The organism is Bacillus hominis, from assembly GCF_030348325.1.
In the GTDB taxonomy this organism is placed as follows: domain Bacteria; phylum Bacillota; class Bacilli; order Bacillales; family Bacillaceae_G; genus Bacillus_A; species Bacillus_A hominis.
Genome location: NZ_JAUCFS010000005.1, coordinates 1,776,841 through 1,801,962, shown reverse-complemented (window position 1 = coordinate 1,801,962; position 25,122 = coordinate 1,776,841). Strand labels below are relative to the sequence as shown.

Sequence of the window (25,122 nt, the reverse complement as noted above, 5' to 3'; positions counted from 1 at the left end):
CACTCCTTAATCATCTCTGTTATGTATTATATTAAAAGTGTATCCATGTTTAAGTAAAAAGGCAATGATGCACTTTCATGTGCGTAGGTTACTTATAAGTAACTATAGAAAATTATTATTAATTAATGGTACGTCTTTATCATAATTAATGTAAAATAAAGGAAACCCCCTCATAGGAGAGTGTATAAGTATGAAAAGAAAAAAATGGTTCTTGTCACTTTTGGCAATCGGACTATGCATAATATTTTTTGGGTTGTATCTTTCATTTGGTAATCCTTTACATTACAAGGTTATAGAAAAAGATACAGCCGATTACCTCAAAAACATAAAAAATTATACGGAAGAAGATATACAAAGTATATCTGGAGAGCATACACCAATCTACAATACAGGCTACTATACAAAGGTAGTCTTTAAAAATGAACCATATTTTACATACTTTTATAAATACGATGATAATAAAAAAATAATACAAGATAACGGTATCTTAGGGAGACATACTGAATCATTTGAGGATCTTAATTTAAATTGGTCACTATTCGATCAATTAGTAGAAGGTATTCATAAAAATTTGCAAGAAAGAGGTTTAAGTGAAAAGAAGGATTATTCTATACGACACGTTCATTTTATTGATATAGATAGTGATAGAAATGGTGCAGAAGCATACGTTGACTTTAAGAAAGATAAAGGATCAGATTACTCATATCGTATGAATAGCGAAGGAAAAGCTTATCAATATAATTGCAGTAATGGTAAATGCATTTTTAAAGAAAAATAGTGTTAGGAGGGAAACCTTCTAACACTATTTTTCTTCATAATTCGGAATACGCACAATAAATTCTGCACCATTCCCTTCCTCACTCTCGACTTTTATTTCTCCTTGATGAAGGTCGAGTACTTTTTTTACGATGGCCAAACCTAAGCCACTTCCTCCATAAGTACGATTTCGTGAAGAATCCGCTTTATAAAAACGTTCAAAAACATGCTGCTTCTGCTCTTCTGATATACCAATTCCCGTATCATGAATACATACCTCAACGAATTCCTCATGTTCTTTTAACTGAATTGTAATCGTACCACCACTTGGAGTAAATTTAATACTATTATGAATTAAATTTATCCACACTTGACTCATACTTTCTTGATCGGCAATTATATGCACTTTTTCTAAATCAAGGTCTAATTCAATTTCTTTTTCATCCCAAAGCGGTTCACTATTTAGCACAATTTGCTTTAATTGTTGATCTAATCGATAGTTCACTTTTTCTGGTGTATACTCTTCCGACTCTAAAAGGGTGAGCTTCAGTAAATTTTGGCTCAGTTTAGATAATCTCGTCGTTTCAGTTTCAATAATAGTAAGGTAATGCTTTCTTTTTTCCTCAGAAAGATTATTATCTTGTAGCGCTCTAGCAAAACCTTTTATAGAAGTTAAGGGGGACTGTATTTCGTGAGAAACATTCGATACAAATTCCTGGCGCATTTTCTCCATCGCATTCAATTCATCTGTCATATCGTTTATACTTTTTACGAGTACACCAATTTCTCCATCATACTTTTCTTCATTTCGTATTTTTACGGAGAAGTCTCCTTTTGCAATTTTTTGTATCGGTTCAATAATAGTCCAAATCATTGCCTCTCGTTTTGGTCTCATTAATATTCCGATCAATGTCCAAATAAGAACAATGAATACAAAGCCGACCATATCACTAATTAGAAAAGCAATAAAAGGTGATACGTTTATTTCAAGAGCTTCCAATATACTAGATGATACATAAAATGCTACAGACCAAATTATAGTGAGAAAAGAAAAAAGTGCTATTACCGCTCCAATTACTTTCAGCATCTTCAACTTACTCATTCGTTCTCTTTTTCTCATTTACTTACCTCTAAGCGATACCCTAAACCTCTTATCGTTTTAATACTAAATTTCGACTTTTCTTCTTGAAACTTCTCACGTAACCGATTAATATGAACGTCCAGTGTACGTTCATTCCCTTCAAAATCATATCCCCATACATCTTCAATTAGTTGCTCTCTCGAACATGTCCTTCCCGCCTTAGAGCCTAATGTAAAGAGCAACTCGAATTCTTTTAGCGGTAACGTAACCGTTTGTTCTCCAAAGATAACTTCAAATGTTTTACGATTTAATAATACATTTCCAACTTGAATCGATTGCGATACTGTAATTTGATAACGTTTCAGTAACGCTTTTACTCTCACTACTAGTTCTATAGGATCAAATGGTTTTACAAGATAATCATCTGTTCCTAGGTGAAAACCTTTTACTTTTTGAGATGTTTCCCCTTTGGCAGTTAGCATCAAAATCGGAATATCATAGTATTTTCTTAATTCAAAACATACATCAAATCCATCCATATTCGGCATCATAATATCAAGAATAACCATATCAACTTTCACTTCATCCATTTTCTGAAGTGCATCTAGACCATCCATTGCCTCATATGTTTGAAAACCTTCTCGTTCCAAAAATACAGAAACAAGTTCTCTAATGTGCGGATCGTCGTCTACTATTAAAATTTTAGGTATCAAAGGAACCACTTCCTTTCTATTTAGCATCCTTTAAATAATTTTTTAAAATAAATAATCAGTGGAGTACAATCCCCACTGATTATTCATTTTATAGCGCGCCTTCTTTAATTTTCAATTGTTGCATTGCAAATTCACGGTACATGTCATGTGTCCGTAATAACTCATCATGTGAGCCACTTCCTGTAAGATTCCCTTTTTCAATAAAGATAATTTTATCTGCATCTACAACAGTAGAAAGTCTATGTGCAATAACTAACGTTGTTCTGCCTTTCATTAAGTTGTTTAATGCCTTTTGAACGACAGACTCTGATTTACTATCTAGACTTGAAGTTGCTTCATCTAACATAAGAATTTGCGGATTTCGAAGTAACGCTCGAGCAATCGCAATTCGCTGTCTTTGCCCTCCAGATAATTTCACACCACGTTCTCCAACTTCTGTTGCATATCCACTTGGTAAATCATGAATAAATGCATCAACATATGCCATCGCCGCTACTCTTTCGATTTCTTCATCCGTTACTTCTCCCTCAACACCGTAACAAATATTATCACGAATCGTCCCATCGATTAACGGGCTATCTTGTGATACGTAACCGATTTGACGTCGCCATGACTGTAATGAATAGCTCGAAATTGATTCTTTTCCTAATTTAATAGCACCACTATTTGGCTCATAAAAACGTTCTAACAATGAGAATAACGTCGTTTTCCCACTACCACTTGGCCCTACAATCGCTGTTACTTTTCCAGATTCAATTGTGAAATCAATATTTTTCAATACTTTCTCATCTTCGTTATACTCAAAATGTACATTTTCAAGAACTATCGGCTGCTTCGCATTTGTAACTTTCACACCAGTTTCATGGTCTTCTACTTCATATTCTAAAATCGTATTAATTCTTTCTGTTGCACCAATTGCCTTTTGGAATTGTGTAAAGAACATAGATAACTGGCTCATGGGCATAATAATTTGAACTAAATATAAAATAAACGCTACAAGTTCACCTGTTGTTAATGCACCACTAGAAACTCGCATTCCACCATATCCGACGATAATAACAAGAAGTGCCATTAAAACAAAGGACATAACTGGTGAAATTAACGCTTGCACTTTTCCTTCTTTCAAACCAAATTGTAATAACTTTTGTATCCCTTTATTTCCTGTTTCATATTCCTTTTTTTCTGTATTTGAAGATTTCACTAAGCGAATTTCTGATAATACTTGTGTTAACACACTTGTAAAAGATGCTGTTTCATCTTGAAGCGCTTTTGAAATCTTATACATTTTCCGTCCAAGTGGAACTAAAATTAGTACAGATAATGGAATAACCGTTAAGAGTAAAGCTGTCATTTTCCAGTCTAAAACAAATAATACGATTAATGATCCAACAATCGAAATACCGCCTGTTAATAAATTTGACAAATGCTCAGAAATTAACGTTTTCACAACACCTGTATCATTTGTCATACGACTAATTGTATCGCCTGTTCTATTTTGATCGTAATAAGGTACAGGTAGAATAAGCACCTTTTTCCATAAACGTTCTCTCAGTCCAGCTACAATCTTCTGTCCAATATAATTCAGTAAATAAATAGACAATCCTGCAGCAATGGTTTGCATTACAAAGAAGGCAACTAACCCAACAATTTGTCCGGTACTAATTGACGAAAGTGAAAAATTATCTACTAACCCTTTTGTTAACATCGGGATAAATAAACTCGCTCCCGTAGAAAGCAAACTCATTAATAACGCAAAAGCAAGAATTCCTTTCGGAGGATTTGTATCTTGAATAAGGCGTAAAAACTGCCTCCAACTCCCTTTTTTCTTCATTTCATTTCTAACTTCCATTCATGTTCATCTCCTCGTGTTAAGCCAAACTTTTCTTTCTAAAATTAGAATACAATACAAATGTAAACTGAATGTAAACACACTTTTTTTATTTTTACAAAATATACATACAAACTCATCTTTACAACAGATATAAACATCTGATATTATTACCTGGTACTTAATATTATTCTATGTAAATTATAGATAACTAATTTAAAATACTATATAAATCTCCAGTTATTGAAAGGAGTATCCTTTTTGCAAACAAATAAACATTCCGAAAAGGAAACAATCATTTTTATTCATGGATTAGTTGGCAATCGCCGCGCCTTCAAAAAAGAGCATAAACGATTTTCTGCCTCCTACAATATTATAACTTATGACTTATTAGGTCACGGCGACGATAAAGGAGAAGCTATCGACTTTTCAATACAGCGCCTCGTAGATCAATTATTGAATTTGTATGAAAAAGAGGGAATTAAAGAGGCCCATATTTGCGCTTTAAGCTATGGCTGTTATATCTCTACGACATTTGCACAAATGCACCCAGAAAAAGTATTAAGCATTTGTCATATTGGTGGACATTATAATAATCCTTCCCGTTTATATAACGTATTTCAAAAGTTTTGGGAGGAGCGTGGAGATGACTATTCATCTTGGCTTTCTCAGTATGCAAATACTATTTTTCCAAGCGGGATATTAAAAGCAAATCCTTTCGCTGTTATTTCACGAAATATTTATTATCGTTTTGGGTTACAATTACACTCGTCCATTATTGCTGAGTCATTGCGACATCGCTTAGAATTCGACTTGAAATCTAAATTAAAAGCACTTCCTCACCCTATATTATGGGTAATGGGCGAACATGACCATCTCTATAAATCGTGTCTCTTTGATTTAAAGACCGTTCTTCCAAACGTTTTATATAAAGAAATCCCGTTAGCAGGACATGCAGCAAACTTATTCCGTCCAAACTATTTTCATGATTTATATGCTAAGTTTTTGCATGGAAAATTGACATAAAGTGAAACTTTGATCAGCGGAGGTTGTCCATCCCCCGCTGATTATTATCCCGCAAATAGCGGGATAAATACTACTATACTGACAGTTTATCCAACTATGAAAAAGGCTTCCCAAGTTTCCCTGGAAAGCCTTTTCTCTATACGAAAAGTATATAAAATACTTTTTCTTAGTATGCTTTTGTGTAACCTGTTAAATGTTTGCTCCAGTAAGAGTTATTAATTGAACTAATTCTTACACCCACACTTTCATTCTCTGCACTAATGAACTGACCGTTTCCTAAGTAAACACCCATGTGAGAAAGACCTGATTTATAAGTGTTAGAGAAGTATACTAAATCACCTGGTTGTGGATTGCTAGTTTTTGTTTTAGAGCCCCAGTATCCAGCAACTGTTTGACGAGCGCCTTTATGACCAGTTTGATTTAATACGTAGTGAATGAATCCACTGCAGTCGAAACCAGCAGTAGTTTGACCACCAAATACATATTTTGAACCATTTAAAGATCTAGCGAATCCAGCGATTGAAGATGTATCTCCACCTGTTGGCGCTGTTGGTTTTTGTACTTGGTTTTGTCCTTGGTTCGTACCTTGGTTACCACCAGTAACTACATTGTTCACTCCGCCTTTTACAAACTTAACAAAGTCTGCACTTACGTAGCCAGTGCGGCCGTTATGGTTAATTTTATACCAACCATTTTCAGCACCAGTAACGTTTAATACTGTACCGTTTGTTACCCCACCAATTACAGGGTTATATGTAGCTGGACCTGTACGTACTTTTAAAGCACCCGTATTAACAACATATGAACCACCAGTTTGAACTGTAGTATTATTGTTGTTTGTAGTTGGTTGCTGTGTTTCATTAGATACAGCTGAACCACCTTTTGTTACGAAGTCTTTGCTTACGTATCCAGTTCCACCATTGAAGTTAATTTTAAACCAATCTTGAACTTCACCTACAACTTGAACTGTTTTACCTTTATTTACAGAACCTAAAACAGTATGAGACGCGCTTGGGCCTGTACGTACATTAAGTGAAGAAACGTTTACTGTGTAAGTACCTGTTCCTTGTTGAACAGTAGTTCCTTTATTGCCACCAGTTGTTACGAAGTCCCCACTTACATAACCTGTTTGACCATTTACACTAACTTTGAACCAACCGTTTTCTTGTCCAATTACTTGTAGTACTTGACCTTCTTTTACTTTAGAAATAACGTTATGTCCTGTACCAGCACCTGAACGAACATTTAATACATCAGCTGTTACTGTGTATTTTAATTCAGAAGTTGTTTCTACTGTTTTTGTTTCAGTTACAGTCGTTTGAGTTTGAGTTTGTCCATTAATTTCTTTTAGCGCATCATTTGAAACTTGTGCATGAGCAGAATCCATTCCTGGAACTGCTACGCCTACTACAGATGCTGCTGCTAAACCTGCGATTACTTTTTTCATAAGTTGTCTTTACTTCCTTTCCCTACTATCCTCTTGAGAAAAACTATAAACTTAGTACTTTACAATATTATCAAAGTAAAATATTCATCCAGTTCCATTTTTTAGCAAGAGTTTTATTTTTCACACGTCGTTCATTTTAAACGATTGAAGTGACTTCCGTGTGAACTTCATGTGAACTTTACCATTAAACTGTGTGTTTTTGCAACGATTTCTTCAAATTTCTTATGTATTACATCAAAACTTAAAATTCCCTATGTTATTTCAATATAGAATTCACACTTTTTATCTAATATAAAAATTCCATTAATCTAATACATAAACACAATATGTTTTTCTAGAAAGTTCTTTTACATGAGGCACACTCTTATCATGACAAAAAACACTTCGTTTATCAATAGTATAATATTTTTAAAAAACTATTTTTCTATACTATCTATGATTTTAAACAAAGTGGTGATTTGTAAGATTTCATACACAAAAATCCCATCCTACTCGTAAGCATTCCCATTCCAAGAAACGCAATTGACTATTTGTTTTTTCACTAACTATGGAATTATTAGGGATTAATTGATAAAATATGTATAATCACATAAAAAGAGGAGTTGCATTTGTGGAAAAAATAATAGACGATCACATACATAAAAATATAGAACTATACTATGCTTTTACGCGATTATTATCATTTGCAACATTTAAAAAAATAACAACTATTGAAACAAAGAAATACGAATTAAAAGAGCAGATGAAAACAATTCAGTACGAAAGCCCATACCACGTATAAAAAGGTGAACAGATTATATCTCTGTTCACCTTCTATTTTTTATTTTATTTGTAAATTTTCACACGAGTCTCTAATGGCTGATATTCTTTATCTCCTGCAGAAACTACTGGTTTACCAAATGGCATTTGTGCAGTTAACTTCCAGTTTTCAGGTACATCCCATTCTTTCCTTACTTCTTCATCAATCAACGGATTATAATGCTGTAGTGTAGCACCAAAACCTTCAATCTCTAATGCTGTCCAAATCGCAAATTGCAACATTCCAGAAGATTGCTGAGACCATGTAGGAAAATTATCTTTGTATAGTGCAAAGTTCTCTTGCAAACTTTCTACTACTTTACTATCTTCGAAATACAAAACTGTTCCATAGCCACTTTTAAATGCATTCATTTTCTCTTCAGTAGGTACAAAATTATTTTCAGGTACAATTTTTCGTAACGTTTCTTTCGTAACATCCCATAATTTGTCGTGTTGTTCACCTAGTAATACAACAACTCTTGCACTTTGAGAATTAAAAGCCGAAGGTGTATGTCTCACAGCATGATAAATCACTTCTTGAATTCTTTCATCAGAAACTACTTGCTCTTTACTAATCGCATAAATAGATCTTCTGTCTTCAATCGCTGAGTAAAAATCTTTTGCCATCACAATTCCCTCCAATATTCATTTGAGGCTATTTCATATGTATACATCATATTGCGCCCCATAAACTTATTATTAATAAGTTCATAACTTTATAATATCAACAAACAATACTAAACTCAAATAATAACACTCACATTTTTTACCTTTTTACTTCCTATGTTTTAAATAAAAAAACAGTTTATCGTTACCAAAAATAAGTAACAATAAACTGCTTTACTTAATTAACTAATCCAAATGCATAAGACATTAACTTATTCGTCTCTGTAAAACGTTTTGTTTTACTTGAAGTCCCCATGACAACTGTAATAATGCGAGTATCACCTTGTTTTGCAGTACCTGTAAAACAATACCCTGCGCTATCTGTAAACCCTGTTTTTAATCCGTCTATTCCTTCTATATATAAAGCTTTATTATTTTTGTTTAACATCTCATTTGTGTTTGTAACATTAACATTATTAAATGCTAACTGACTTTGACGTAAGTGAGTCACTTCTAATATCTCTGGGTAGTCTTTTATAAGATGATACGCTAATTTTGCTACGTCAGCTGCTGTCATTTTTGTTTCACTTCCGTCGGGCTCCTGTAATCCGGAAGCATTCGCGAATTTAGCTTTATCTGACATTTCTAACTGCTGGGCTTTTTCATTCATAAGTTGAACAAAGTTTTTTTCCGTCTTAGCTACATGTTCTGCTAAAGCGACAGCCGAATTATTAGCCGATTCAATCATTAAAGCATAATATAGGTCTTTAACAGTTAACGTATCATTTACTTGCATTGGGATTTTTGCACCCTCTGTTTGTGCTGATTTTAAACTTATTTTCACTGGATCTTCCCAGCGGACTTTCCCATTATGTATACTCTCTAAAACGAGATATGCTGTCATCATTTTTGACATACTAGCAGGGGCAACAGCTTCATTTTCATTATTTTGATAAATAACATCTCCATTACTCGCATCGATAATAACAGCTGCTTTTGCATCAATTTCTGGTGGTATATATTTTGGTGGAACTACTTTTTCAGATAGCCCTGTTTTAGGTAGCTCTGCCACTTGTAAAGGCTGAGTATCTATATTTGTTTCACTCTTTTGAACTCCTTGGAAAAAGAACCAACATATACCCAGAATTACTACTAATAGGATCGTTAATCTTCCCCATTTTAACCGCTTCATTCTAAAACTCCTTTAGCAAACCTTTTATACACTCATGTTTAACCATAACAACAATTACTTTATATCGTCAAGGTAAAAAGCATATTTATTCATCTACAGCAATTATAATTTCAACCTCTTTCTCTTTTTCATATGTGTTACACTAAAAACAACGAAATATAAGAATATTCAATAATACACAAACACAAAAACACTATATAATAGAAAGGATTTATACAAATGATACTTCCAAAATCATTAAAATATGGCGATACAATTGGCATCTACTCTCCCTCTTCACCAGTAACCTATACTTCTCCCAAAAGATTTGAGCGAGCAAAATCATACTTACAAAAGAAAGGATTTCGTATATTAGAGGGATCACTAACAGGTCAATCTGATTTTTATCGTTCCGGAAGTATTCAAGAGCGTGCGGAGGAGCTAAATGAATTGATTAGAAACCCTAACATCTCCTGTATTATGTCGACAATTGGGGGAATGAATTCTAATTCATTATTACCCTATATTGATTATGCAGCTTTCCAAATGAACCCTAAAATAATGATTGGCTACTCCGACGCAACAGCATTATTACTAGGAATTTATGCAAAAACAGGAATTCCTACATTTTATGGTCCAGCACTTGTTTCTTCTTTTGGTGAATTTGAGCCTTTCGTAGATTACACGTACAAATATTTTGCGGATACTTTATTAACTGATCAACACCTTCCTTACAACATAAACCAGCCGTTATTTTGGTCAGATGAATTTATTAATTGGGAAGAAAAAACGAAGGAAAAAGAACTTCGACCGAACAACTGGATTTCAGTAATTGGCGGAAAAGCTACTGGACGGATTATTGGTGGGAACTTAAACACAATACAAGGCATTTGGGGTAGCCCGTACATGCCACATATTCAAGATGGTGACATTCTATTTATTGAAGATAGCTCAAAAGATGCAGCTACTATTGAAAGAAGTTTTTCATTACTGAAGATTAACGGCGTATTTAATAAAGTTTCTGGTATCATTCTTGGAAAACATGAGCAATTTGATGATTGTGGTACAAATCGAAAACCTTACGAAATACTACTAGAAGTACTACAAAATCAAAAGATTCCTATTCTAGCCGATTTTGATTGTTGTCATACTCATCCGATGATTACTATGCCAATAGGTATTCAAGTGGAGATGGATGCAACAAATAAAACGATACAAATTATAGAACAGTGGAAAATCTAACTCTACTACCTCTATTATTTTCAGCTCTAAAGCTACGTATTGCCTTCTATTGTTTTACATAAGAAGACATGATACTATATATTTTGGAATGTGAAGGAATAAACAAAAATCATTTCAATATGCCTTTTATATAATAAGAAGCTATTGATTATATACATCGAGTTTACATACGTGTATATAAAGTAAAAGAGAGTGAATATATGAAACCAACTATTAAAAACTATGTATTTTTACATGTGGCCTTCTTGATATATTCTATCATTATGGTTTACATGAAATGGGCAGCTCAATTCCCTATTGCATCAATCTCATTTTTTATTGCTTACTTTGGACTTGTTGTACTTTTATTCGGATATGCAATTCTTTGGCAACAAGTAATTAAGCATTTCGAAATATCAAAAGCATATTCACACCGTGGGATTCTAATACTGTGGTCAATGCTTTGGTCAGTATTTCTATTTGGAGATACGATACAGTGGAATCACATACTTGGCGCAGCTATTATTATCGTCGGAATTGTGGTGGTGACAAAAGATGAATAGTTATATGTTATTATTTATTTTCGGGATAGTTTTAGCTAATTACTCACAAATATTATTAAAAAAGGCCACTTTACAAAAATACGATTCTAGAATAAAAGAATATGTGAATCCTTATGTTATCATCGGCTACTTTTTATTTGTAATTAACGCCGGATTAAATGTGATCGCCTTAAAAGGCTTGGCATTAAAGCAAGCATCTGCATTAGAATCATTAAGTTATATCATTATATTAATTTTCGGTTGGTACTTCCTAGGGGAAAAAATAACGAAACGAAAAGTCATTGGCAATATTATTATTGTCATTGGTGTAATCGTCTATTGTATACAATAGCAAAAAGATCCGTTTATGATAAACGGATCTTTTTGCTATTGCCCTAAGTTTTGAACCTTATCTTTCAAATCACGAACTTGTTCTATCGTCTGCATAAGCTCAGAGTCTTTAAACTGCTCTACATTCATTTTTCCTTCCTCTATCTTTTGCATAGATGTATCAATTAATGTATTTAACTTTTCATTATATCCGACGATTTGCTGGTGAAGATCCTTCGCTACATCCGGTGGTGTTAATTCATTAAAAGCTGGTATATCTTGTTTAATTTCAGTGAGTTTCGTTTCTAGTTCTTTTCGAGCTTCTCCATCATTAACAGCCTTTTCAGCTAATGCTGGTGCTTCATTTGCAAATGCACTTATTTCATTTACATAGTCTGTCGCTTTTTGAGCATAATCTATGGAGTTCTTTCCTTCCTCTACTAGCGAACATCCCATCAAACCAATTGAAACTACAATTGAAAGTAACATTGTTTTTGTAAACTTCATTTTTACCTCCTAAATAATTGTCATATTTTTATTCATTTATAAACACTTTGTTTTCTTCTTATACACCTTATCACATCATATCTTATTTTTTACTCTTCCTCTTATACATTCTAGAAAAATCATTATTATCCTGTTCAACATGTACCTCGAAACTATCTTCATTTAATATGAAAACAGACACACCTATTTTAAGTATGTCTGTTTTCAAGGTCAGTATAACTCCCACCTCTTTATCCTCTCACACGCCCTGTTACCGCTACGATATCTATGTCTATATGTATACTAATAATATCTTCTATAATATCCGTATATCCCTGACCTAAAGGTGTTCCGTAATGTAATAAAATCTCTTTTTTTTCATAAACTGACTTCGGTATTGTAAAAATAAATTTTCTCATATTCCGTTCATCAGCAGGCTCCATAATTAAAACAATGCCATCCTCTTCAAACATATAATCACGCCTTCCAACAATCCATTCACTATGGCTCAAGTATTGCCTTGAAAGGATAGGTTTTAAACACCCTTTCTAACAAATATATAACCATTTCATGATCAACTAGCTTATACAGCCTATATGATTTCACCACAAATACAAAAAACACAAACCTTGAACTATCAAGAATTTGTGTTTTTTGCATTTCATTCTTATATACCTTTATCAAGCTCGTATAACCTACGATATTTCTCATTTTCTTTCAGTAGCTGTTCGTGACTACCTTGCATAGCGATTTGGCCACTATCAAGGAAAATAACTTCATCTACATGTTCAATTCCTACAAGATGATGTGTAATCCAAATAACAGTCTTTTCTTCTGTTGCAGAAAACATTGTTTCTATTAAAGCTAATTCCGTTTTAGGATCTAAACCGATAGTCGGTTCATCAAGGACAATGATTGATGCTTCTTGCATAAGAGTTCTTGCAAATGCTACCCTTTGCCTTTCTCCGCCAGAAAACCGCTTTCCCATTTCATGCATTTTTGTTTGTAATCCATTAGGAAGAGAAGCAATGTGCTGTGCTAGCTGTGCTTTCTCTAAAGCTTTCCATATCTCTTCATCATTAGCCTCTGGTTTACCGATCCGCACATTATTTCCAATTGTCGTATCGAATAAATGTGGTTTTTGGTTTAATACAGAAATATATTTTGACAAAAAATCCGTATGAGCTTGTTCACCATTCAATATAACTTGGCCATTCACCGGACGTAGTGCACCAGTTAACAATTTTAGTAAAGTAGATTTTCCTGTCCCACTTCTACCTAAAATAGCAATTTTCTTTCCTGCCTTTATTTGCAATGATACATCTTTTAATACGGATTCATTACTATTCGGGTAATTATACGACACATTACTCAGTTCAATATCTACATGTTTTGGTACAACGTATTCTTTATTTCCAGGTAACTCCTTACCATCATCCAAAGCGCTATCACTTTCTACGCCATTAAGCCGATGAACAGATTCTACATAAGATGGAATTCGATCAATAGCATCTGATACAGGAATAAGCACATTCGTCACAGATAATGTCATTAATACGAATGCTGCAATAACTGTAGGAGCAATCTGTTCACTTGCAGATTGATTTCCAGTCCACAAAATCATCGAAATGACGACAATGCCCACTATTAAATGAATGATACTGTCTCGAATATGGTACCAGCGCTTTACTTTCTTCTCTCTCTTTAACAGCTGGACATTTTGCTCTACATACGCATTAATAAATTCATCTTTTCTACCACTCGCCTGCCAATCAGATAACCCAAATACAGCATCTGTCAATTGTTGATACAAACGATTTCTTCCTCGCTTCAAAGCAACATGATGTCGTTTCATCAAAAGTAGTGATACGAATGGAAGAAGAAAAACAATAACAGCTAACATACAAGCTGCGATAAGTGCAAATACTAAGTCAAATGCACCGATAACAAGTACGAAAATGCTATATACAACTAACGCTAATATACTAGGGAATATTGTACGTAAATATAGATTCTGTAAATGTTCTATATCATCAGACAATACACCTAGTACATCACCTGTTTGAAATCTTGAGCGCAAAAATAACGCCTGTGGTTCTACAATTCTATATAGTTTTGTCCTCATTTTTTCTAAAATTCGTAGAACGACGTCATGCCCTACTAAACGCTCTAAATAATGAAAGACAGCTTGCCCTATACTAAACGCACGCGTTGCAACTATAGGAACATATACAACCATTACATTTTCTGGTCTGAGAGCAGATTTAGAAATTAAATAACCTGAAATGAAAAGTAACATCGCACCTGAACTAACTCCAAGAAGCCCGAGGAAAATAGTCAACGTCATTCTACCTTTATTTTGCTGTATATGAGGTTTAATCCAGTTACTCATCGCTCTCCCCTCTCTTCCCTATGAAAATGTAATGCCTCATTCTTTAAAAGCTCTTCATATGTTCCACTTTCTTTAATTTCCCCTTTATTTAAAATAAGAATATGATCCATTTTCTTCATCCAATGCAGACGATGCGTTGCAAGAAATACTAGCTTACCTTCAAACAGACGTAACATCGATTGCTTTATTTCAAATTCAGTTTCAATATCAAGATGTGCTGTAGGTTCATCTAATAAAATGATTGGCTTTTTACTTAAAAGTGCACGTGCCATAGCGACACGTTGTTCTTGTCCGCCACTAAGCATACGTCCACCTTCTCCAATTCTTTCGTACATCCCATGTGGTAATGATGCAACGAGCGAACGAAGACCAACTTCATTAATAACTCTCTCAACTTCTTTATCAGTTGTATTCGTTTCATAGAAACAAATATTATCTTTTAATGAAAGCGGAAAAATATAAGGTTGCTGGGGAATATAGGCAATATTTTTTTGCCAATCTTCTCGAGTAGATCCATCAATTTCCACACCATTTACTAACATCTTCCCACCCGAAGGAGAAAGAAATCCTGCTAACACATCGATTAACGTTGATTTCCCTGCCCCACTTTCACCAATAATGCCTATAGCACCGTTACCTTGCCAAGTAAAATCAATCCCCTCTAATATAGCCTTTTCAGATTCATCGTTATTTACTTTTACATCTTGTAATTTCAAGCTACTAGAAGAATTCCATACTATATCTACATTTGAATCTTTCTTTTCTATTTCTTTTTGTTTCTGTAAAATTTCTTCTATTTGCTCCATTGCAAGTTGTCCATCTAATGTAGCATGATAATTCGCTCCAACTTGTTTTATCGGCAGAAAATATTCCGGCGCTAAAATTAAAATCGTAAGGGCTGGTAATAGTATTATCGTTCCATCTATTAACCGTATCCCTAATCCAACTGCTACAAATGCAATTGATAAACTTGTAAAGAAATCTAATGCAAAAGAAGAAAGAAAAGCAACTCGCAAAGTACGCATCGTTGCTTTTCTATATCGTTTACTTACTTTTTCAATCTTTCCTTCGTGCTGTTTACTTTTCCCTAGATACTTTAATGTTTCTAATCCTTTTAACGTATCTACGAAATGATTAGAAAGTACACGATATGTCTCATATTGACTATCCGCCATTTTTTGCGCTGCTAATCCTAGAAGAATCATAAATATGATTACAATTGGAATCGTTACAACTAAAATGATTCCAGACTCAATGTCTAGTGTAAAAACATATAGAACAATTAGTCCTGGTACGATACTACTTCTAATCATTTTAGGAATTGTCAATTCAATATATGTTTTAAATTTCTCAATACCTTCTATCGATAAAGTAACCAGATGACCAGTCCCATTCGTTTGGACAAATCTCGGCCCTAATGTGAAATATGCTTCTATTAACTGTTTACGTAATGCCAATCCTGTTTTTTCAGCAAAACGCTCAACCAATATTTGCGATGTTCGCACCAACATTTGGCGTGCTGCAAACGTGATCCCAAAATAAACAGTTTCATTTAGCACAGCTTGCACTGTTTCTCCATGAAATAAAAATGTGATTGCTCGTGCTAAAAACACTGTCTGTGCAATAATACTACACGCCTCTAAAATGCTAATAAGGCTTAAAGTTACATATAAAACTCGGCTACCAGGATACGACGGAAGTCCTCTTTTTCTTTTCATTAGTACTCCAAATCTTTGTCTGACTTAACAGGTTGTCTAAATACATAGAAACTCCATATTTGACTACCGATAACAAACGGTAAAATAGCAAGAGAGAAATAGCTCATCAGTTTTAATGCATAAGGTCCTGATGCCGCATTATAAATTGTCAAATCATTCGCCGCTCCTAATGAGCTAATCATGACACGTGGGAACATACCGATGAACACACTTGCACTTAGCAAAATGATTGTTAAACTTGTCATAAAGAAAGCCCAACCATCTCTTCTTCTTTTATTTAATAAAGTAGAAACAAATAGTGCTACAAAAGCTCCAATCGGAACCATTAGCCACTCTGAACCATGTGCGGTGAAAATATCTGTTTTCCATAACCCTACAGCTGCAAAAACAAGAAGTGTTATTAATGCAAAAGGTGCCATCTTTGTTGCGGCAATACGTGCGCGTTCTCGTAATTTCCCTGTTGTACGTATAGTAAGAAATTGCAAACCATGAACAATACATAGAAGAAGAAACATAACTCCTCCAAGTAACGCAAATGGGTGAAGTAATTTCATGAATCCGCCTACCATATTTTTACTTTCATCAATTGGTACACCTGTCATAAAGTTTGCAATTGCAACTCCCCAAAGTATAGGAGGTAGCATGCTTCCAATAAACATGCCCCAATCCCAGAAACTTTTCCACTTATGATTTTCTATTTTCGCACGGAATTTAAAGGAAACGCCTCTTATAATTAAAGCAAGAAGCATAAACACAAACGGAATATAGAACCCACTAAATAAAGTTGCATACCAGTGCGGAAATGCCGCAAACATAGCACCACCAGCACAAACAAGCCATACTTCATTTGCGTGCCAAAACGGTCCAATTGTATTTAAATATATACGCTTTTCCAAATCGTTCTTTCCTAAAAACCTTGAAACGATTCCTACACCAAAATCGAAACCTTCAAGTACAAAGAATCCAACGAATAAGGTTGAAATAATTAGAAACCATAACTCATTAAGAGATAACATACTCTTCCTCCTTATCAAATGGATCATGGCTTTGATAATCCTTTTTCGTTTTCTTATTCGCATGTCCTTTAATGATACGAACGAATAAGTAAACAGTAATGCCTCCAATAATTACATATAGTGATGTGAATGAAACAAGAGAGAATAATACTTCTCCAAATGTAACGTTTGGAGATACTGCATCTTCTGTTTTCATAACACCGAAGACAACCCAAGGCTGACGTCCCATTTCAGTCATAATCCAACCTACTGTATTTCCGATAAACGGTAGTGCAATTGCACATACCATTAATTTTAAATACCAAGTTTTTTCAGCTAAACGATCTTTTTTTGATAAGAACCAGCCGTAAGCTCCTAGAAGAAGCATGAATGTTCCACTCATTACCATCGCTCTAAAACTCCAGAACATAGTATGTACTGGCGGAATATAATCTCCAGGTCCATATTTTTCTTCATATTGTTTTTGAATTTGATTCATCCCTTCAACTTGACCGCTAAATTTATCGTATGACAATAGACTTAGCATATAAGGGATTTGAATTTCAAACGAATTTTCTTTCTTCTCTGTATCAATTTTCGCAAATACTGTAAATGGCGCTGGATCCTCACTCGTATTCCATAATGCTTCAGCTGCCGCCATTTTCATCGGATGTGTCTTAATTAAATTTTGCGCTTGTGCATGACCGAAAAATAATACCAATGCTGTTGAAATTGTTCCGACAACGATAGAAACTCGGAAAGACTTCTTAAACACCTCAGTCTCTTGTTGTTTTGCAATTTTCCATGCGCTAACACCAGCAATAAAGAATGCGCCTGTTGCAAGTGCCGCTGTAATTGTATGCGGGAATTGCACCCATAGTTGTGGATTTTGAATAATCGCCAAGAAATCATTCATCTGCGCACGTCCATCTGCAGCCATTTCATATCCTACTGGGGACTGCATAAATGCACTTGCAGTTAAAATCCAAAATGCTGATAACATTGTTCCTATTGAGAGGAGCCAAATACATAAAAGGTGAACTCGCTTCGGAAGTTTATCCTCACCGAATACCCATAAACCTAGGAATGTAGACTCAATGAAAAAAGCTAATAAACCTTCAATTGCCAGTGACGGTCCGAAAACATCACCAACAAAACGTGAATATGTTGACCAGTTCATACCAAACTGAAATTCTTGTAAAATACCTGTTACAACACCTACTGCAAAGTTAACAAGGAATATTTGTGTCCAAAACTTTGTCATCTTCTTATAAACTTCTTGTCCCTTTACCACATACAACGTTTGCATTAACGCAATGATAAAAGCTAAACCAATAGACAGCGGAACGAAAAAGTAATGAAAAATCGTTGTAGATGCAAATTGTATTCGTGCCAATTCGAGCGTATCCATGCTTAAATCACTTCCTTCATAATTTTTTATATCGTAATATCGATTGAATTGTATGAATTCACTTCATAACGAACAATTCAATCATTTGGAAATACAAAAAGATAAATTCGTTTATGTACATTCTGAAAATATAGATTGTCAGTTTTTTAGATAATTACAAAAGAACTTTCTTCCTACGATTTACCTTTTCACTATTTCAGTAGTGTTTTATTCGTTAATCGAATTGTATAATATACTTACATAATAAATTCAGGTGATTTTTGACGTATTATTGACAGGATTTTGTCTGAAATATGTCTTTTGTAATTTTTTTGAATTAAATTTCTCACATTTAAAAAACGTATTTTCCAAACATACAACTTACTCTTATATCAATTATTATTACGTTTTTCTCTTCATACGCTTGACTTCCCTCTTAAAAAATGTCCTCGAATCAAATCCGAAAATAAGCTGGATTTTTGTCAAGAGAAAAATGTATTTCCAAAATTCAAATCATCAATATTGTTATTCACAAATAGAAAAATCCTTTCCTTTTTTTAGACTAAAAATTCATTTTTTCGTCATTTTTCCAAACTGACTAAATAAAAAAGTACCGAGAATAGATTATATTCCCGGTACTTTTATCATTATTTCGTTGTATATTTTCTAACAGCCGGCATAATTTCAGTAGCAATTAATTCGATGTTTTTTTCAATCTTATCAAATGGTACACCGCCAAAATCAATTTGTGCCATAAAACGTTGTTGTCCAAATAATTCATATTGATAAAGCATTTTTTCAATAATTTGCTGTGGGCTACCAATCATTAACGCATCACGATAATCTAGCGCATTTGTAAATTGTTGCTTCGGATATCCGCCTCCACGTAACGCAATCATTCCAGCATTAATGTGAGGATAATATTCACTTAGCGCATCCTGTGAATTTTCTGCTGTATAAAATAAACTCGTTGTAGCAATCGGTAAACTTGCTGGATCAAACCCACTTTGCGCAGCCGCCTCACGATAAGCATCTACTGACACTTTAAAATTAATAGCTGGTCCGCCAAGTGTTGTTATCATCATCGGAACACCTGCGCGCCCCGCTTTTATTGCACTAGCTGGTGGACCACCAACCGCACGCCAAATTGGTAAATTATTATTTTTAGCTCTTGGAATAATCGAAGCGTGTTCAAGTGGTGCTCTAAACTGCCCATTCCATGTCACGCTCTCTTCTTTATTAATTTTTAATAAAAGATCCATTTTCTCTTCAAATAGCTCTTCATAATCATTTACATCGTAACCAAGTAAACTATATCCTCCAATGCGAGAACCACGACCAGCTACGATCTCAGCACGACCATTAGAAATTAAATCAATAGTCGCAAAATCCTCATATACTCGAACGGGATCTGATGTACTTAAGATTGTTGCAGAACTCGCAATTTTAATATTTTTCGTCGCTTGTGCAACGGCCCCTAAAATAACTGTATGGGCTTGCGTTGCAAAATGAGTTTGATGACTTTCACCAACCGCAAATACATCAAGTCCAGCTGTATCAGCTAACTTAGCTGTTTCAATAAGCTCACGAATTCGCTCCCCTGCACTTAATTGTTTCCCATTATGCGGATTTAAAATATGATCCCCAATTGAATATAATCCAAATTCAATTCCTTTACTTGTATCCATGCGGTATTTTTCCATAGTTACTCTCTCCTTTAATCCAGTGGTATTAGTTTCGCTTCTATCTCTTGTCTTCTCTCTTCTAAAAACGGTGGTAAATCTAGTGCTTTTCCTAATTCTTCAACTGCTGAGTCTACTGTAAATCCTGGCCCATCAGTCGCAATTTCAAATAAAATGCCATTTGATTCACGGAAATATAAACTTTTAAAATAAAAGCGATCGATAATCCCTGTTGATTGGAACCCTTTATTTTTCACAGCTTCATTCCAGTAACTCAGTTCTTCATCATTTTTTACACGAATAGCTAAATGATGAATACTTCCTTTTCCAGGTCTTTCACTCTCTCCCTCTTGCTGTTTCACCAAAATTTCTCCAAAAGATTGACCAGCAATAGCTTGATAAATCCCCTCATCGTCTGAACGAGATACTTCTTTATAACTAAACAAGCCTGTTAATGTTTTTGATAATTTATTTAAACTGCGCACTGTCATTTCAACTGTTCCCATGCCTAAAATACGGTGCTTCTGCTCTACAGAAGATTCATCCCATGCAGTCCAATATTCAGGCACCTCTTCACCGTTATTATTTAATAGTACTAACCGTAGGCCATCTGGATCTTCAAAGTGCAGTGCGTCTCGGCCGGCGTAAGTTGTAATTTCCCCATGCGCCACCTGAAGCGACTCAAAACGTCTCTTCCAAAATGTAAGACTTTCTATTGAAGGTACTAGCAAACCTATTTGCGTTATTGCATTTGTACCACGGATTGTTCTTCCTACATTCGGCATTTCAAAAAATGATAATTCAGTTCCGGCACTCCCTGTTAAATCGCCATAAAACAAATGATACATAAATGGATTATCTTGATTGACTGTCTTTTTCACTCGGCGTAATCCTAATACTTTTTGATAAAAATCATTATTTGTTTTCGCATTTTTTGTCACCATAGAAATGTGGTGATGTCCTGGAATTGTATACATAAAACTTCCTCCTCTTTATCACTTGATTAGTCAATTGAATGAGTAAAAAAAATTACTCATTCGGTAATTCTTTTTTTTCACTATGCTTATGAACTTTTGTCATTAACTCGTATAGTATCTTCTGCTCATCTTCATTTAATACGTCATCAAAAAATGATGATTGAAATGCAAGTTGCTCTGGCAATGCTCTTTCTAAAGCCTCTTCCCCTTGCTCTGTAAGACTAATTGTTTTCGTTTTCCAATCTTGTTTTCGTATAATATATCCTTCTTTTTCAAGACGTGTTAACATTCGAGAAATACCGCCTTGTGTAACGGTAACCTTTTCTGCTAACTCCATTTGTGTTAATGGCTGATAAGTCCGTATTTGCAAAAGCACATCAAATTGAGCTGTCGTTAAATCAAAACGTTTTAAAAACTCATTTGACATCTGATTACTTTGGTTCGTAAATCGTATTAAACGTAACCATATTAGCGATCCTATCGTATTTTCACGCATGTTTTATCACTTCCTAGCGTTGATCTTACTATCACTTTACCACTCAAGTGATAGTAATGCAAGTAGAAATATGTTAAAAATACCTCCCAAAATCATTATTCTTAACTTTCCATTTCATTCATTACTATATTTAAAGCTGCCACAGCTTTTGGCCAACCAACGTAAAAAGCCATATGTGTTATTAATGCAACTAATTCAGTCTCCATAATCCCATTTTGTTTAGCTAGCTTCAGATGAAATGGTAATTGTTCTGTATTACCGAGACTGATTAGTGCCGACAATGTACATAAACTTCTTTCTCTTAATGTTACAGTGGCATCCCGCCACACTTCCTCAAATAATATCTCTTCACTATAATGAGCAAATACAGGTGCTATTTCCCTCATTTTCTTGTGAATATAAAATTCAATTGGTTCATTCATCATTTTGCTCCCTTCATTTTTATCAGTTGTGCTATCCCTTGACCAAATGACCAGTTTTCAGCAGCTGTCTCATGTAGTGTAATAAAAATGTCAGCAACTTTTACATTGGAACATTCTGAAATTTTAAAGGATACAGATTGATACAAACCTTTTTTCTGCTGCACTGTTCTTCCAGGTCCACATGTAATAGAAACATGAATCATATTCTCAGTTCTCATTTCTCCTCTTTCCAACAAATAATATAGATTATACAAAAATTGATTTTGTTGATAAGGTAAAAACATTTGAAAATAATCATTTTTAGGGATGTTAAAATGTTCAATTAATGAAAGATGGATACATTCACCTATCTTTTTCAACTCTTCTTTATTTAATATATTTTCATGATAATAAACGTTCACAAAAGGCATACATTTTCATTCCTTTTTCTTAATTTAGCATTCAACAACATATCATCGTGAAATATGTAAAATCTCATAAATAGTAACGTCGTCCATTACATCTATTTCAGGCTTTTCCTTATAAAAACTGAATTGACTATATCCCCACTTATCCGGATTATAAACTATTACATTTCCTAAACATTTTTCTATGTTTTGCACATTTTCATTTACTTTATTTAATTGCGTCCCAATCAGCGATTTACTTTGAGAAATACTCCCTGCATATTCAACAGCATATCTACTTTTTCTAAAATCATTACTTAAATTAACAACTACTGGAACACCTATATTTATTTGCTGCCACCCAAACGATTGCAAAATATTATCGTAATACCCTTCGAATATAAATTTGTTCATCCCTTCATGACCATTCCAAATATATAAAGGTGCATAACAGTTATCGAAATTCCCATCCTTACCTGTCTCAGTAATTAAATAGGCCTTAAAATTCAACCCTTGAAAACCATCCGTTTTATAACCATTCTTTTTTACCCTTTCTCTAATAGTCCCCATATCATAATCCTTTGGAAAAATGATCTTATATTGCATTCCAATCATGTTTATCACTCACTTTCGATGTTATATACATAATGATAAATCGATGATTGGCTGACGTAAAATAGGTATAAATTATATTTGGTATCATTTATAATGATACCGTATAAGGGGATGAAATGAATGGAAATAAATGATCTTATCATATTTAAAACTGTAGCTAACGAAGGATCTATTAGTAAAGCTGCTAAAGAGTTAGGCTATGTACAACCAAATGTAACTGAGCGAATCAAAAAATTAGAACAAGAATTAGAAACACCTTTACTACATAGAGATAACAAAGGTGTTTCCCTGTTACCTTCTGGTGATATTTTATTAGACTACACGAATAAAATATTAGCTCTATTAGAAGAAGCGAAAAATGAAATTAAAACAAGTGCTTCTTCTTATGTAATAGCGACATCACAATCTATTTTGACTAATTATTTAAGTATGCGTATTAAAGAAAATTTCAGGAATTATCAAATATATATAGAAAGTAGTAGCCATTTACAAAAACTACTACAGCAACAAAAAGTTGATATGGTCCTAACTTATGAGGATTATCCTGATGCAGCGTTTAAAAAAGTATTCACCACTTCAATTTCTGTAGGCTTATTAAAAGCGAAAGAACAGTGTACCATTGACTTTTCAAAAGAACTTTTCTTTGTTAGTAACGATAAAAAGTGTCCTTTTAGAAATATGACAATACAATTTCTAAAAAAAAACAATCTATCTCAGCATCAACTTCAACAGTTAGATTCTTATTCGCTTATTGAAGAGTTTATTGTTGAGGGAAATGGGATAGCTTTTTTACCGATTAGTAATGATAAATTAGTACCCATTGAAAATGTCGAGGTTGAAAAACTATCTATTAATTTCTTTACAAATCGAGATTTAGAAAAAGCAATTCCAGGTGAACTATTTAATTAATACTTTTCGTATTTTACGGATAAATAGATATCCCTTTTTGAATCTTTAATATAACTTCATATACTATCCGCTTAATAAAATAAAAAGGGATGTTACCTAGTTAAAATGTTCAACTACTAGGACATCCCTTTTTATCTTGAAGACTTACCTTATAATTCATACATTTCACACGTTCTGCTCCACCCCTGTACTCTTCTCCTTCTTACTTCTTTTAAAATTCTTCAACTTCTTAATCGTTCCAACTAATCCTTTTGGAAAAACTAGTAGCACGATAATGTATAATAAACCAAGAATAATCGTCCATCTTTCAAAAATCGGATACTCTGTCGCTAGTTCTGATAAATAATATTTCAGTGATTCAATAATCCCAGCTCCAGCAATTGCTCCAATTAATGTTCCAACTCCTCCAATCATTGTCATCAATAATGCGTTTAGCGTCATTTCAATTGAAAATACCGTCGTATTTACAAAACGTAATGTGATAACAAATAATCCCCCACTAATCGTAGCAACTACTCCTGCCACTACACTTGCGATAATTTTATAATGGAGAACTTTATATCCAAGCGCTTCAACACGTTGTTCATTTTGTGAAATTGCCTTTAACACTTTTCCAATAGAAGATTTTGTGAAAAGACGTAACAAAATAAAAATGAAAATTAAACATATAAGCGTTACGTAATAAAACGTAAAGCGATCACGGAATATATCTGGTACACCAAATGTAAATCCATCTCCTCCGTGAGTCAGCGTACGCCATTTTTCAGCAAGTACAAAAAACAGCTGAGAAATAGCGAGCGTTAACATTGCATAAAAATGACTTTTCAAACGTAATGACAGCATACCGATAATATAACTAACGATGGCCGAAATAATAATAGCAGCTGCTATGCCTATAAAAAAGTTCATTATAGACACTCCTTGCCGATCAAATAAGAGTGCCACACCATACGCCCCTATTCCAAAGAACATACAATGACCGAATGAAACAATACCCGTATATCCAAGGAGAACATCAAAACTCATAGCGAAAATAGCAAAGATGAAGATTTGAGTGAACAAAATTAACAAGCTCCGTGAATCATTTACGAATGGAAATACACTTAAACAAATGAGCATAAAAACTCCGAAGTAT

The 25,122-nt window shown here is 34.0% G+C and carries 26 protein-coding genes; 7 read left to right on the top strand and 19 right to left on the bottom strand.

What is annotated here, in order from left to right:
• Positions 1 to 190 precede the first annotated feature (190 nt).
• Complete coding sequence (locus QUF93_RS11610) at positions 191 to 778, top strand: DUF3139 domain-containing protein (RefSeq protein WP_289358867.1); 588 nt, start codon at positions 191 to 193, stop codon at positions 776 to 778.
• A gap of 24 nt (positions 779 to 802) precedes the next feature.
• On the opposite strand, the gene hitS is transcribed toward QUF93_RS11610, so the two are convergent.
• From hitS to QUF93_RS11595, 3 genes are all read right to left on the bottom strand, one after another.
• Positions 803 to 1,876 carry an envelope stress sensor histidine kinase HitS gene (gene hitS / locus QUF93_RS11605; protein WP_289358866.1) on the bottom strand — a complete coding sequence of 358 codons (1,074 nt, stop codon included), beginning with the start codon at positions 1,874 to 1,876 and terminating at the stop codon, positions 803 to 805.
• The gene (hitR, locus tag QUF93_RS11600) at positions 1,873 to 2,550 is read right to left on the bottom strand and encodes an envelope stress response regulator transcription factor HitR (RefSeq protein WP_002118402.1); all 678 of its coding nucleotides are present in this window, start codon (positions 2,548 to 2,550) and stop codon (positions 1,873 to 1,875) included. Before hitR ends, hitS begins: the two co-directional genes overlap by 4 nt.
• An 88-nt stretch (positions 2,551 to 2,638) precedes the next feature.
• Positions 2,639 to 4,399, bottom strand: a complete 1,761-nt coding sequence (locus tag QUF93_RS11595; protein WP_289358865.1) for an ABC transporter ATP-binding protein — start codon at positions 4,397 to 4,399, stop codon at positions 2,639 to 2,641.
• 240 nt (positions 4,400 to 4,639) lie between these two features.
• On the opposite strand from QUF93_RS11595, the gene QUF93_RS11590 reads away from it, so the two are divergent.
• On the top strand, positions 4,640 to 5,404 hold the full coding sequence (locus tag QUF93_RS11590) for an alpha/beta fold hydrolase (protein WP_289358864.1): 765 nt from the start codon (positions 4,640 to 4,642) through the stop codon (positions 5,402 to 5,404).
• 166 nt (positions 5,405 to 5,570) lie between these two features.
• On the opposite strand, the gene entFM is transcribed toward QUF93_RS11590, so the two are convergent.
• A complete protein-coding gene (entFM, locus tag QUF93_RS11585) occupies positions 5,571 to 6,851 on the bottom strand; it encodes an enterotoxin EntFM (RefSeq protein WP_289358863.1) in 1,281 nt (426 codons plus the stop codon).
• A gap of 610 nt (positions 6,852 to 7,461) precedes the next feature.
• Between entFM and QUF93_RS11580 the strand changes: the two genes are divergently transcribed.
• On the top strand, positions 7,462 to 7,632 hold the full coding sequence (locus QUF93_RS11580; protein WP_289358862.1) for a hypothetical protein: 171 nt from the start codon (positions 7,462 to 7,464) through the stop codon (positions 7,630 to 7,632).
• 44 nt (positions 7,633 to 7,676) lie between these two features.
• On the opposite strand, the gene QUF93_RS11575 is transcribed toward QUF93_RS11580, so the two are convergent.
• Positions 7,677 to 8,276, bottom strand: a complete 600-nt coding sequence (locus tag QUF93_RS11575; RefSeq protein WP_002118389.1) for a nitroreductase family protein — start codon at positions 8,274 to 8,276, stop codon at positions 7,677 to 7,679.
• 217 nt (positions 8,277 to 8,493) lie between these two features.
• Positions 8,494 to 9,447 (bottom strand): D-alanyl-D-alanine carboxypeptidase family protein, encoded by a 954-nt coding sequence (locus QUF93_RS11570; protein WP_289358861.1) that lies wholly within the window; start codon positions 9,445 to 9,447, stop codon positions 8,494 to 8,496.
• A 219-nt stretch (positions 9,448 to 9,666) separates the two neighbouring features.
• Here QUF93_RS11570 and QUF93_RS11565 point away from each other — a divergent pair, with 219 nt between their 5' ends.
• The 3 genes from QUF93_RS11565 (at position 9,667) to QUF93_RS11555 (ending at position 11,541) form a co-directional block, all read left to right on the top strand.
• A complete protein-coding gene (locus QUF93_RS11565; protein ID WP_289358860.1) occupies positions 9,667 to 10,668 on the top strand; it encodes a S66 family peptidase in 1,002 nt (333 codons plus the stop codon).
• A gap of 200 nt (positions 10,669 to 10,868) precedes the next feature.
• Positions 10,869 to 11,210 (top strand): EamA family transporter, encoded by a 342-nt coding sequence (locus QUF93_RS11560; RefSeq protein WP_128281388.1) that lies wholly within the window; start codon positions 10,869 to 10,871, stop codon positions 11,208 to 11,210.
• Positions 11,203 to 11,541 (top strand): EamA family transporter, encoded by a 339-nt coding sequence (locus tag QUF93_RS11555; RefSeq protein ID WP_289358859.1) that lies wholly within the window; start codon positions 11,203 to 11,205, stop codon positions 11,539 to 11,541. The genes QUF93_RS11560 and QUF93_RS11555 overlap by 8 nt, the downstream gene beginning before the upstream one ends.
• Positions 11,542 to 11,576: 35 nt before the next feature.
• Here the strand turns inward: QUF93_RS11555 and QUF93_RS11550 are convergent, their stop codons facing one another.
• The 12 genes from QUF93_RS11550 to QUF93_RS11495 all read right to left on the bottom strand — a co-directional run bounded on the left by QUF93_RS11550 (position 11,577) and on the right by QUF93_RS11495 (position 23,078).
• Complete coding sequence (locus QUF93_RS11550; protein ID WP_000673254.1) at positions 11,577 to 12,026, bottom strand: DUF6376 family protein; 450 nt, start codon at positions 12,024 to 12,026, stop codon at positions 11,577 to 11,579.
• Between the two features lie 230 nt (positions 12,027 to 12,256).
• Positions 12,257 to 12,478, bottom strand: coding sequence for a hypothetical protein (locus tag QUF93_RS11545; RefSeq protein ID WP_289358858.1), 222 nt, complete (start codon positions 12,476 to 12,478; stop codon positions 12,257 to 12,259).
• A gap of 194 nt (positions 12,479 to 12,672) precedes the next feature.
• On the bottom strand, positions 12,673 to 14,397 hold the full coding sequence (gene cydC, locus QUF93_RS11540) for a thiol reductant ABC exporter subunit CydC (protein WP_289358857.1): 1,725 nt from the start codon (positions 14,395 to 14,397) through the stop codon (positions 12,673 to 12,675).
• Positions 14,394 to 16,115, bottom strand: a complete 1,722-nt coding sequence (gene cydD / locus QUF93_RS11535) for a thiol reductant ABC exporter subunit CydD (protein WP_289358856.1) — start codon at positions 16,113 to 16,115, stop codon at positions 14,394 to 14,396. Before cydD ends, cydC begins: the two co-directional genes overlap by 4 nt.
• Complete coding sequence (gene cydB, locus QUF93_RS11530) at positions 16,115 to 17,131, bottom strand: cytochrome d ubiquinol oxidase subunit II (RefSeq protein ID WP_289358855.1); 1,017 nt, start codon at positions 17,129 to 17,131, stop codon at positions 16,115 to 16,117. Before cydB ends, cydD begins: the two co-directional genes overlap by 1 nt.
• Positions 17,118 to 18,521 (bottom strand): cytochrome ubiquinol oxidase subunit I, encoded by a 1,404-nt coding sequence (gene cydA / locus QUF93_RS11525; protein WP_289358854.1) that lies wholly within the window; start codon positions 18,519 to 18,521, stop codon positions 17,118 to 17,120. Before cydA ends, cydB begins: the two co-directional genes overlap by 14 nt.
• 626 nt (positions 18,522 to 19,147) lie before the next feature.
• Positions 19,148 to 20,203 (bottom strand): LLM class flavin-dependent oxidoreductase, encoded by a 1,056-nt coding sequence (locus QUF93_RS11520; RefSeq protein ID WP_289358853.1) that lies wholly within the window; start codon positions 20,201 to 20,203, stop codon positions 19,148 to 19,150.
• 14 nt (positions 20,204 to 20,217) lie between these two features.
• Positions 20,218 to 21,159 (bottom strand): ring-cleaving dioxygenase, encoded by a 942-nt coding sequence (locus QUF93_RS11515; RefSeq protein ID WP_289358852.1) that lies wholly within the window; start codon positions 21,157 to 21,159, stop codon positions 20,218 to 20,220.
• A gap of 52 nt (positions 21,160 to 21,211) precedes the next feature.
• Entirely contained in the window at positions 21,212 to 21,655 is a 444-nt protein-coding gene (locus QUF93_RS11510; RefSeq protein ID WP_128281398.1) for a MarR family winged helix-turn-helix transcriptional regulator, read from the bottom strand.
• 101 nt (positions 21,656 to 21,756) lie between these two features.
• Positions 21,757 to 22,080, bottom strand: a complete 324-nt coding sequence (locus QUF93_RS11505) for a carboxymuconolactone decarboxylase family protein (protein WP_289358851.1) — start codon at positions 22,078 to 22,080, stop codon at positions 21,757 to 21,759.
• Positions 22,077 to 22,487: a tautomerase family protein gene (locus tag QUF93_RS11500; protein ID WP_289358850.1), complete on the bottom strand. Its 411-nt coding sequence runs from the start codon at positions 22,485 to 22,487 to the stop codon at positions 22,077 to 22,079. Before QUF93_RS11500 ends, QUF93_RS11505 begins: the two co-directional genes overlap by 4 nt.
• Before the next feature lie 42 nt (positions 22,488 to 22,529).
• The gene (locus QUF93_RS11495; RefSeq protein ID WP_002118358.1) at positions 22,530 to 23,078 is read right to left on the bottom strand and encodes a DUF4865 family protein; all 549 of its coding nucleotides are present in this window, start codon (positions 23,076 to 23,078) and stop codon (positions 22,530 to 22,532) included.
• Between the two features lie 120 nt (positions 23,079 to 23,198).
• Here QUF93_RS11495 and QUF93_RS11490 point away from each other — a divergent pair, with 120 nt between their 5' ends.
• Positions 23,199 to 23,987, top strand: coding sequence for a LysR family transcriptional regulator (locus tag QUF93_RS11490; RefSeq protein ID WP_289358849.1), 789 nt, complete (start codon positions 23,199 to 23,201; stop codon positions 23,985 to 23,987).
• Between the two features lie 165 nt (positions 23,988 to 24,152).
• On the opposite strand, the gene QUF93_RS11485 is transcribed toward QUF93_RS11490, so the two are convergent.
• Complete coding sequence (locus QUF93_RS11485) at positions 24,153 to 25,106, bottom strand: branched-chain amino acid ABC transporter permease (protein WP_289360973.1); 954 nt, start codon at positions 25,104 to 25,106, stop codon at positions 24,153 to 24,155.
• Positions 25,107 to 25,122: the final 16 nt, after the last annotated feature.

Bases quoted from the DNA above. Each gene is read 5' to 3' on its own strand.
- QUF93_RS11610 (WP_289358867.1), top strand. From the start codon at position 191: ATGAAAAGAAAAAAATGGTTCTTGTCACTTTTGGCAATCGGACTATGC.
- hitS (WP_289358866.1), bottom strand. From the start codon at position 1,876: ATGAGAAAAAGAGAACGAATGAGTAAGTTGAAGATGCTGAAAGTAATT.
- QUF93_RS11595 (WP_289358865.1), bottom strand. From the start codon at position 4,399: ATGGAAGTTAGAAATGAAATGAAGAAAAAAGGGAGTTGGAGGCAGTTT.
- entFM (WP_289358863.1), bottom strand. From the start codon at position 6,851: ATGAAAAAAGTAATCGCAGGTTTAGCAGCAGCATCTGTAGTAGGCGTA.
- QUF93_RS11575 (WP_002118389.1), bottom strand. From the start codon at position 8,276: ATGGCAAAAGATTTTTACTCAGCGATTGAAGACAGAAGATCTATTTAT.
- QUF93_RS11570 (WP_289358861.1), bottom strand. From the start codon at position 9,447: ATGAAGCGGTTAAAATGGGGAAGATTAACGATCCTATTAGTAGTAATT.
- QUF93_RS11565 (WP_289358860.1), top strand. From the start codon at position 9,667: ATGATACTTCCAAAATCATTAAAATATGGCGATACAATTGGCATCTAC.
- QUF93_RS11560 (WP_128281388.1), top strand. From the start codon at position 10,869: ATGAAACCAACTATTAAAAACTATGTATTTTTACATGTGGCCTTCTTG.
- QUF93_RS11555 (WP_289358859.1), top strand. From the start codon at position 11,203: ATGAATAGTTATATGTTATTATTTATTTTCGGGATAGTTTTAGCTAAT.
- QUF93_RS11550 (WP_000673254.1), bottom strand. From the start codon at position 12,026: ATGAAGTTTACAAAAACAATGTTACTTTCAATTGTAGTTTCAATTGGT.
- QUF93_RS11545 (WP_289358858.1), bottom strand. From the start codon at position 12,478: ATGTTTGAAGAGGATGGCATTGTTTTAATTATGGAGCCTGCTGATGAA.
- cydC (WP_289358857.1), bottom strand. From the start codon at position 14,397: ATGAGTAACTGGATTAAACCTCATATACAGCAAAATAAAGGTAGAATG.
- cydD (WP_289358856.1), bottom strand. From the start codon at position 16,115: ATGAAAAGAAAAAGAGGACTTCCGTCGTATCCTGGTAGCCGAGTTTTA.
- cydB (WP_289358855.1), bottom strand. From the start codon at position 17,131: ATGTTATCTCTTAATGAGTTATGGTTTCTAATTATTTCAACCTTATTC.
- cydA (WP_289358854.1), bottom strand. From the start codon at position 18,521: ATGGATACGCTCGAATTGGCACGAATACAATTTGCATCTACAACGATT.
- QUF93_RS11520 (WP_289358853.1), bottom strand. From the start codon at position 20,203: ATGGAAAAATACCGCATGGATACAAGTAAAGGAATTGAATTTGGATTA.
- QUF93_RS11515 (WP_289358852.1), bottom strand. From the start codon at position 21,159: ATGTATACAATTCCAGGACATCACCACATTTCTATGGTGACAAAAAAT.
- QUF93_RS11510 (WP_128281398.1), bottom strand. From the start codon at position 21,655: ATGCGTGAAAATACGATAGGATCGCTAATATGGTTACGTTTAATACGA.
- QUF93_RS11505 (WP_289358851.1), bottom strand. From the start codon at position 22,080: ATGATGAATGAACCAATTGAATTTTATATTCACAAGAAAATGAGGGAA.
- QUF93_RS11500 (WP_289358850.1), bottom strand. From the start codon at position 22,487: ATGCCTTTTGTGAACGTTTATTATCATGAAAATATATTAAATAAAGAA.
- QUF93_RS11495 (WP_002118358.1), bottom strand. From the start codon at position 23,078: ATGATTGGAATGCAATATAAGATCATTTTTCCAAAGGATTATGATATG.
- QUF93_RS11490 (WP_289358849.1), top strand. From the start codon at position 23,199: ATGGAAATAAATGATCTTATCATATTTAAAACTGTAGCTAACGAAGGA.
- QUF93_RS11485 (WP_289360973.1), bottom strand. From the start codon at position 25,106: ATGCTCATTTGTTTAAGTGTATTTCCATTCGTAAATGATTCACGGAGC.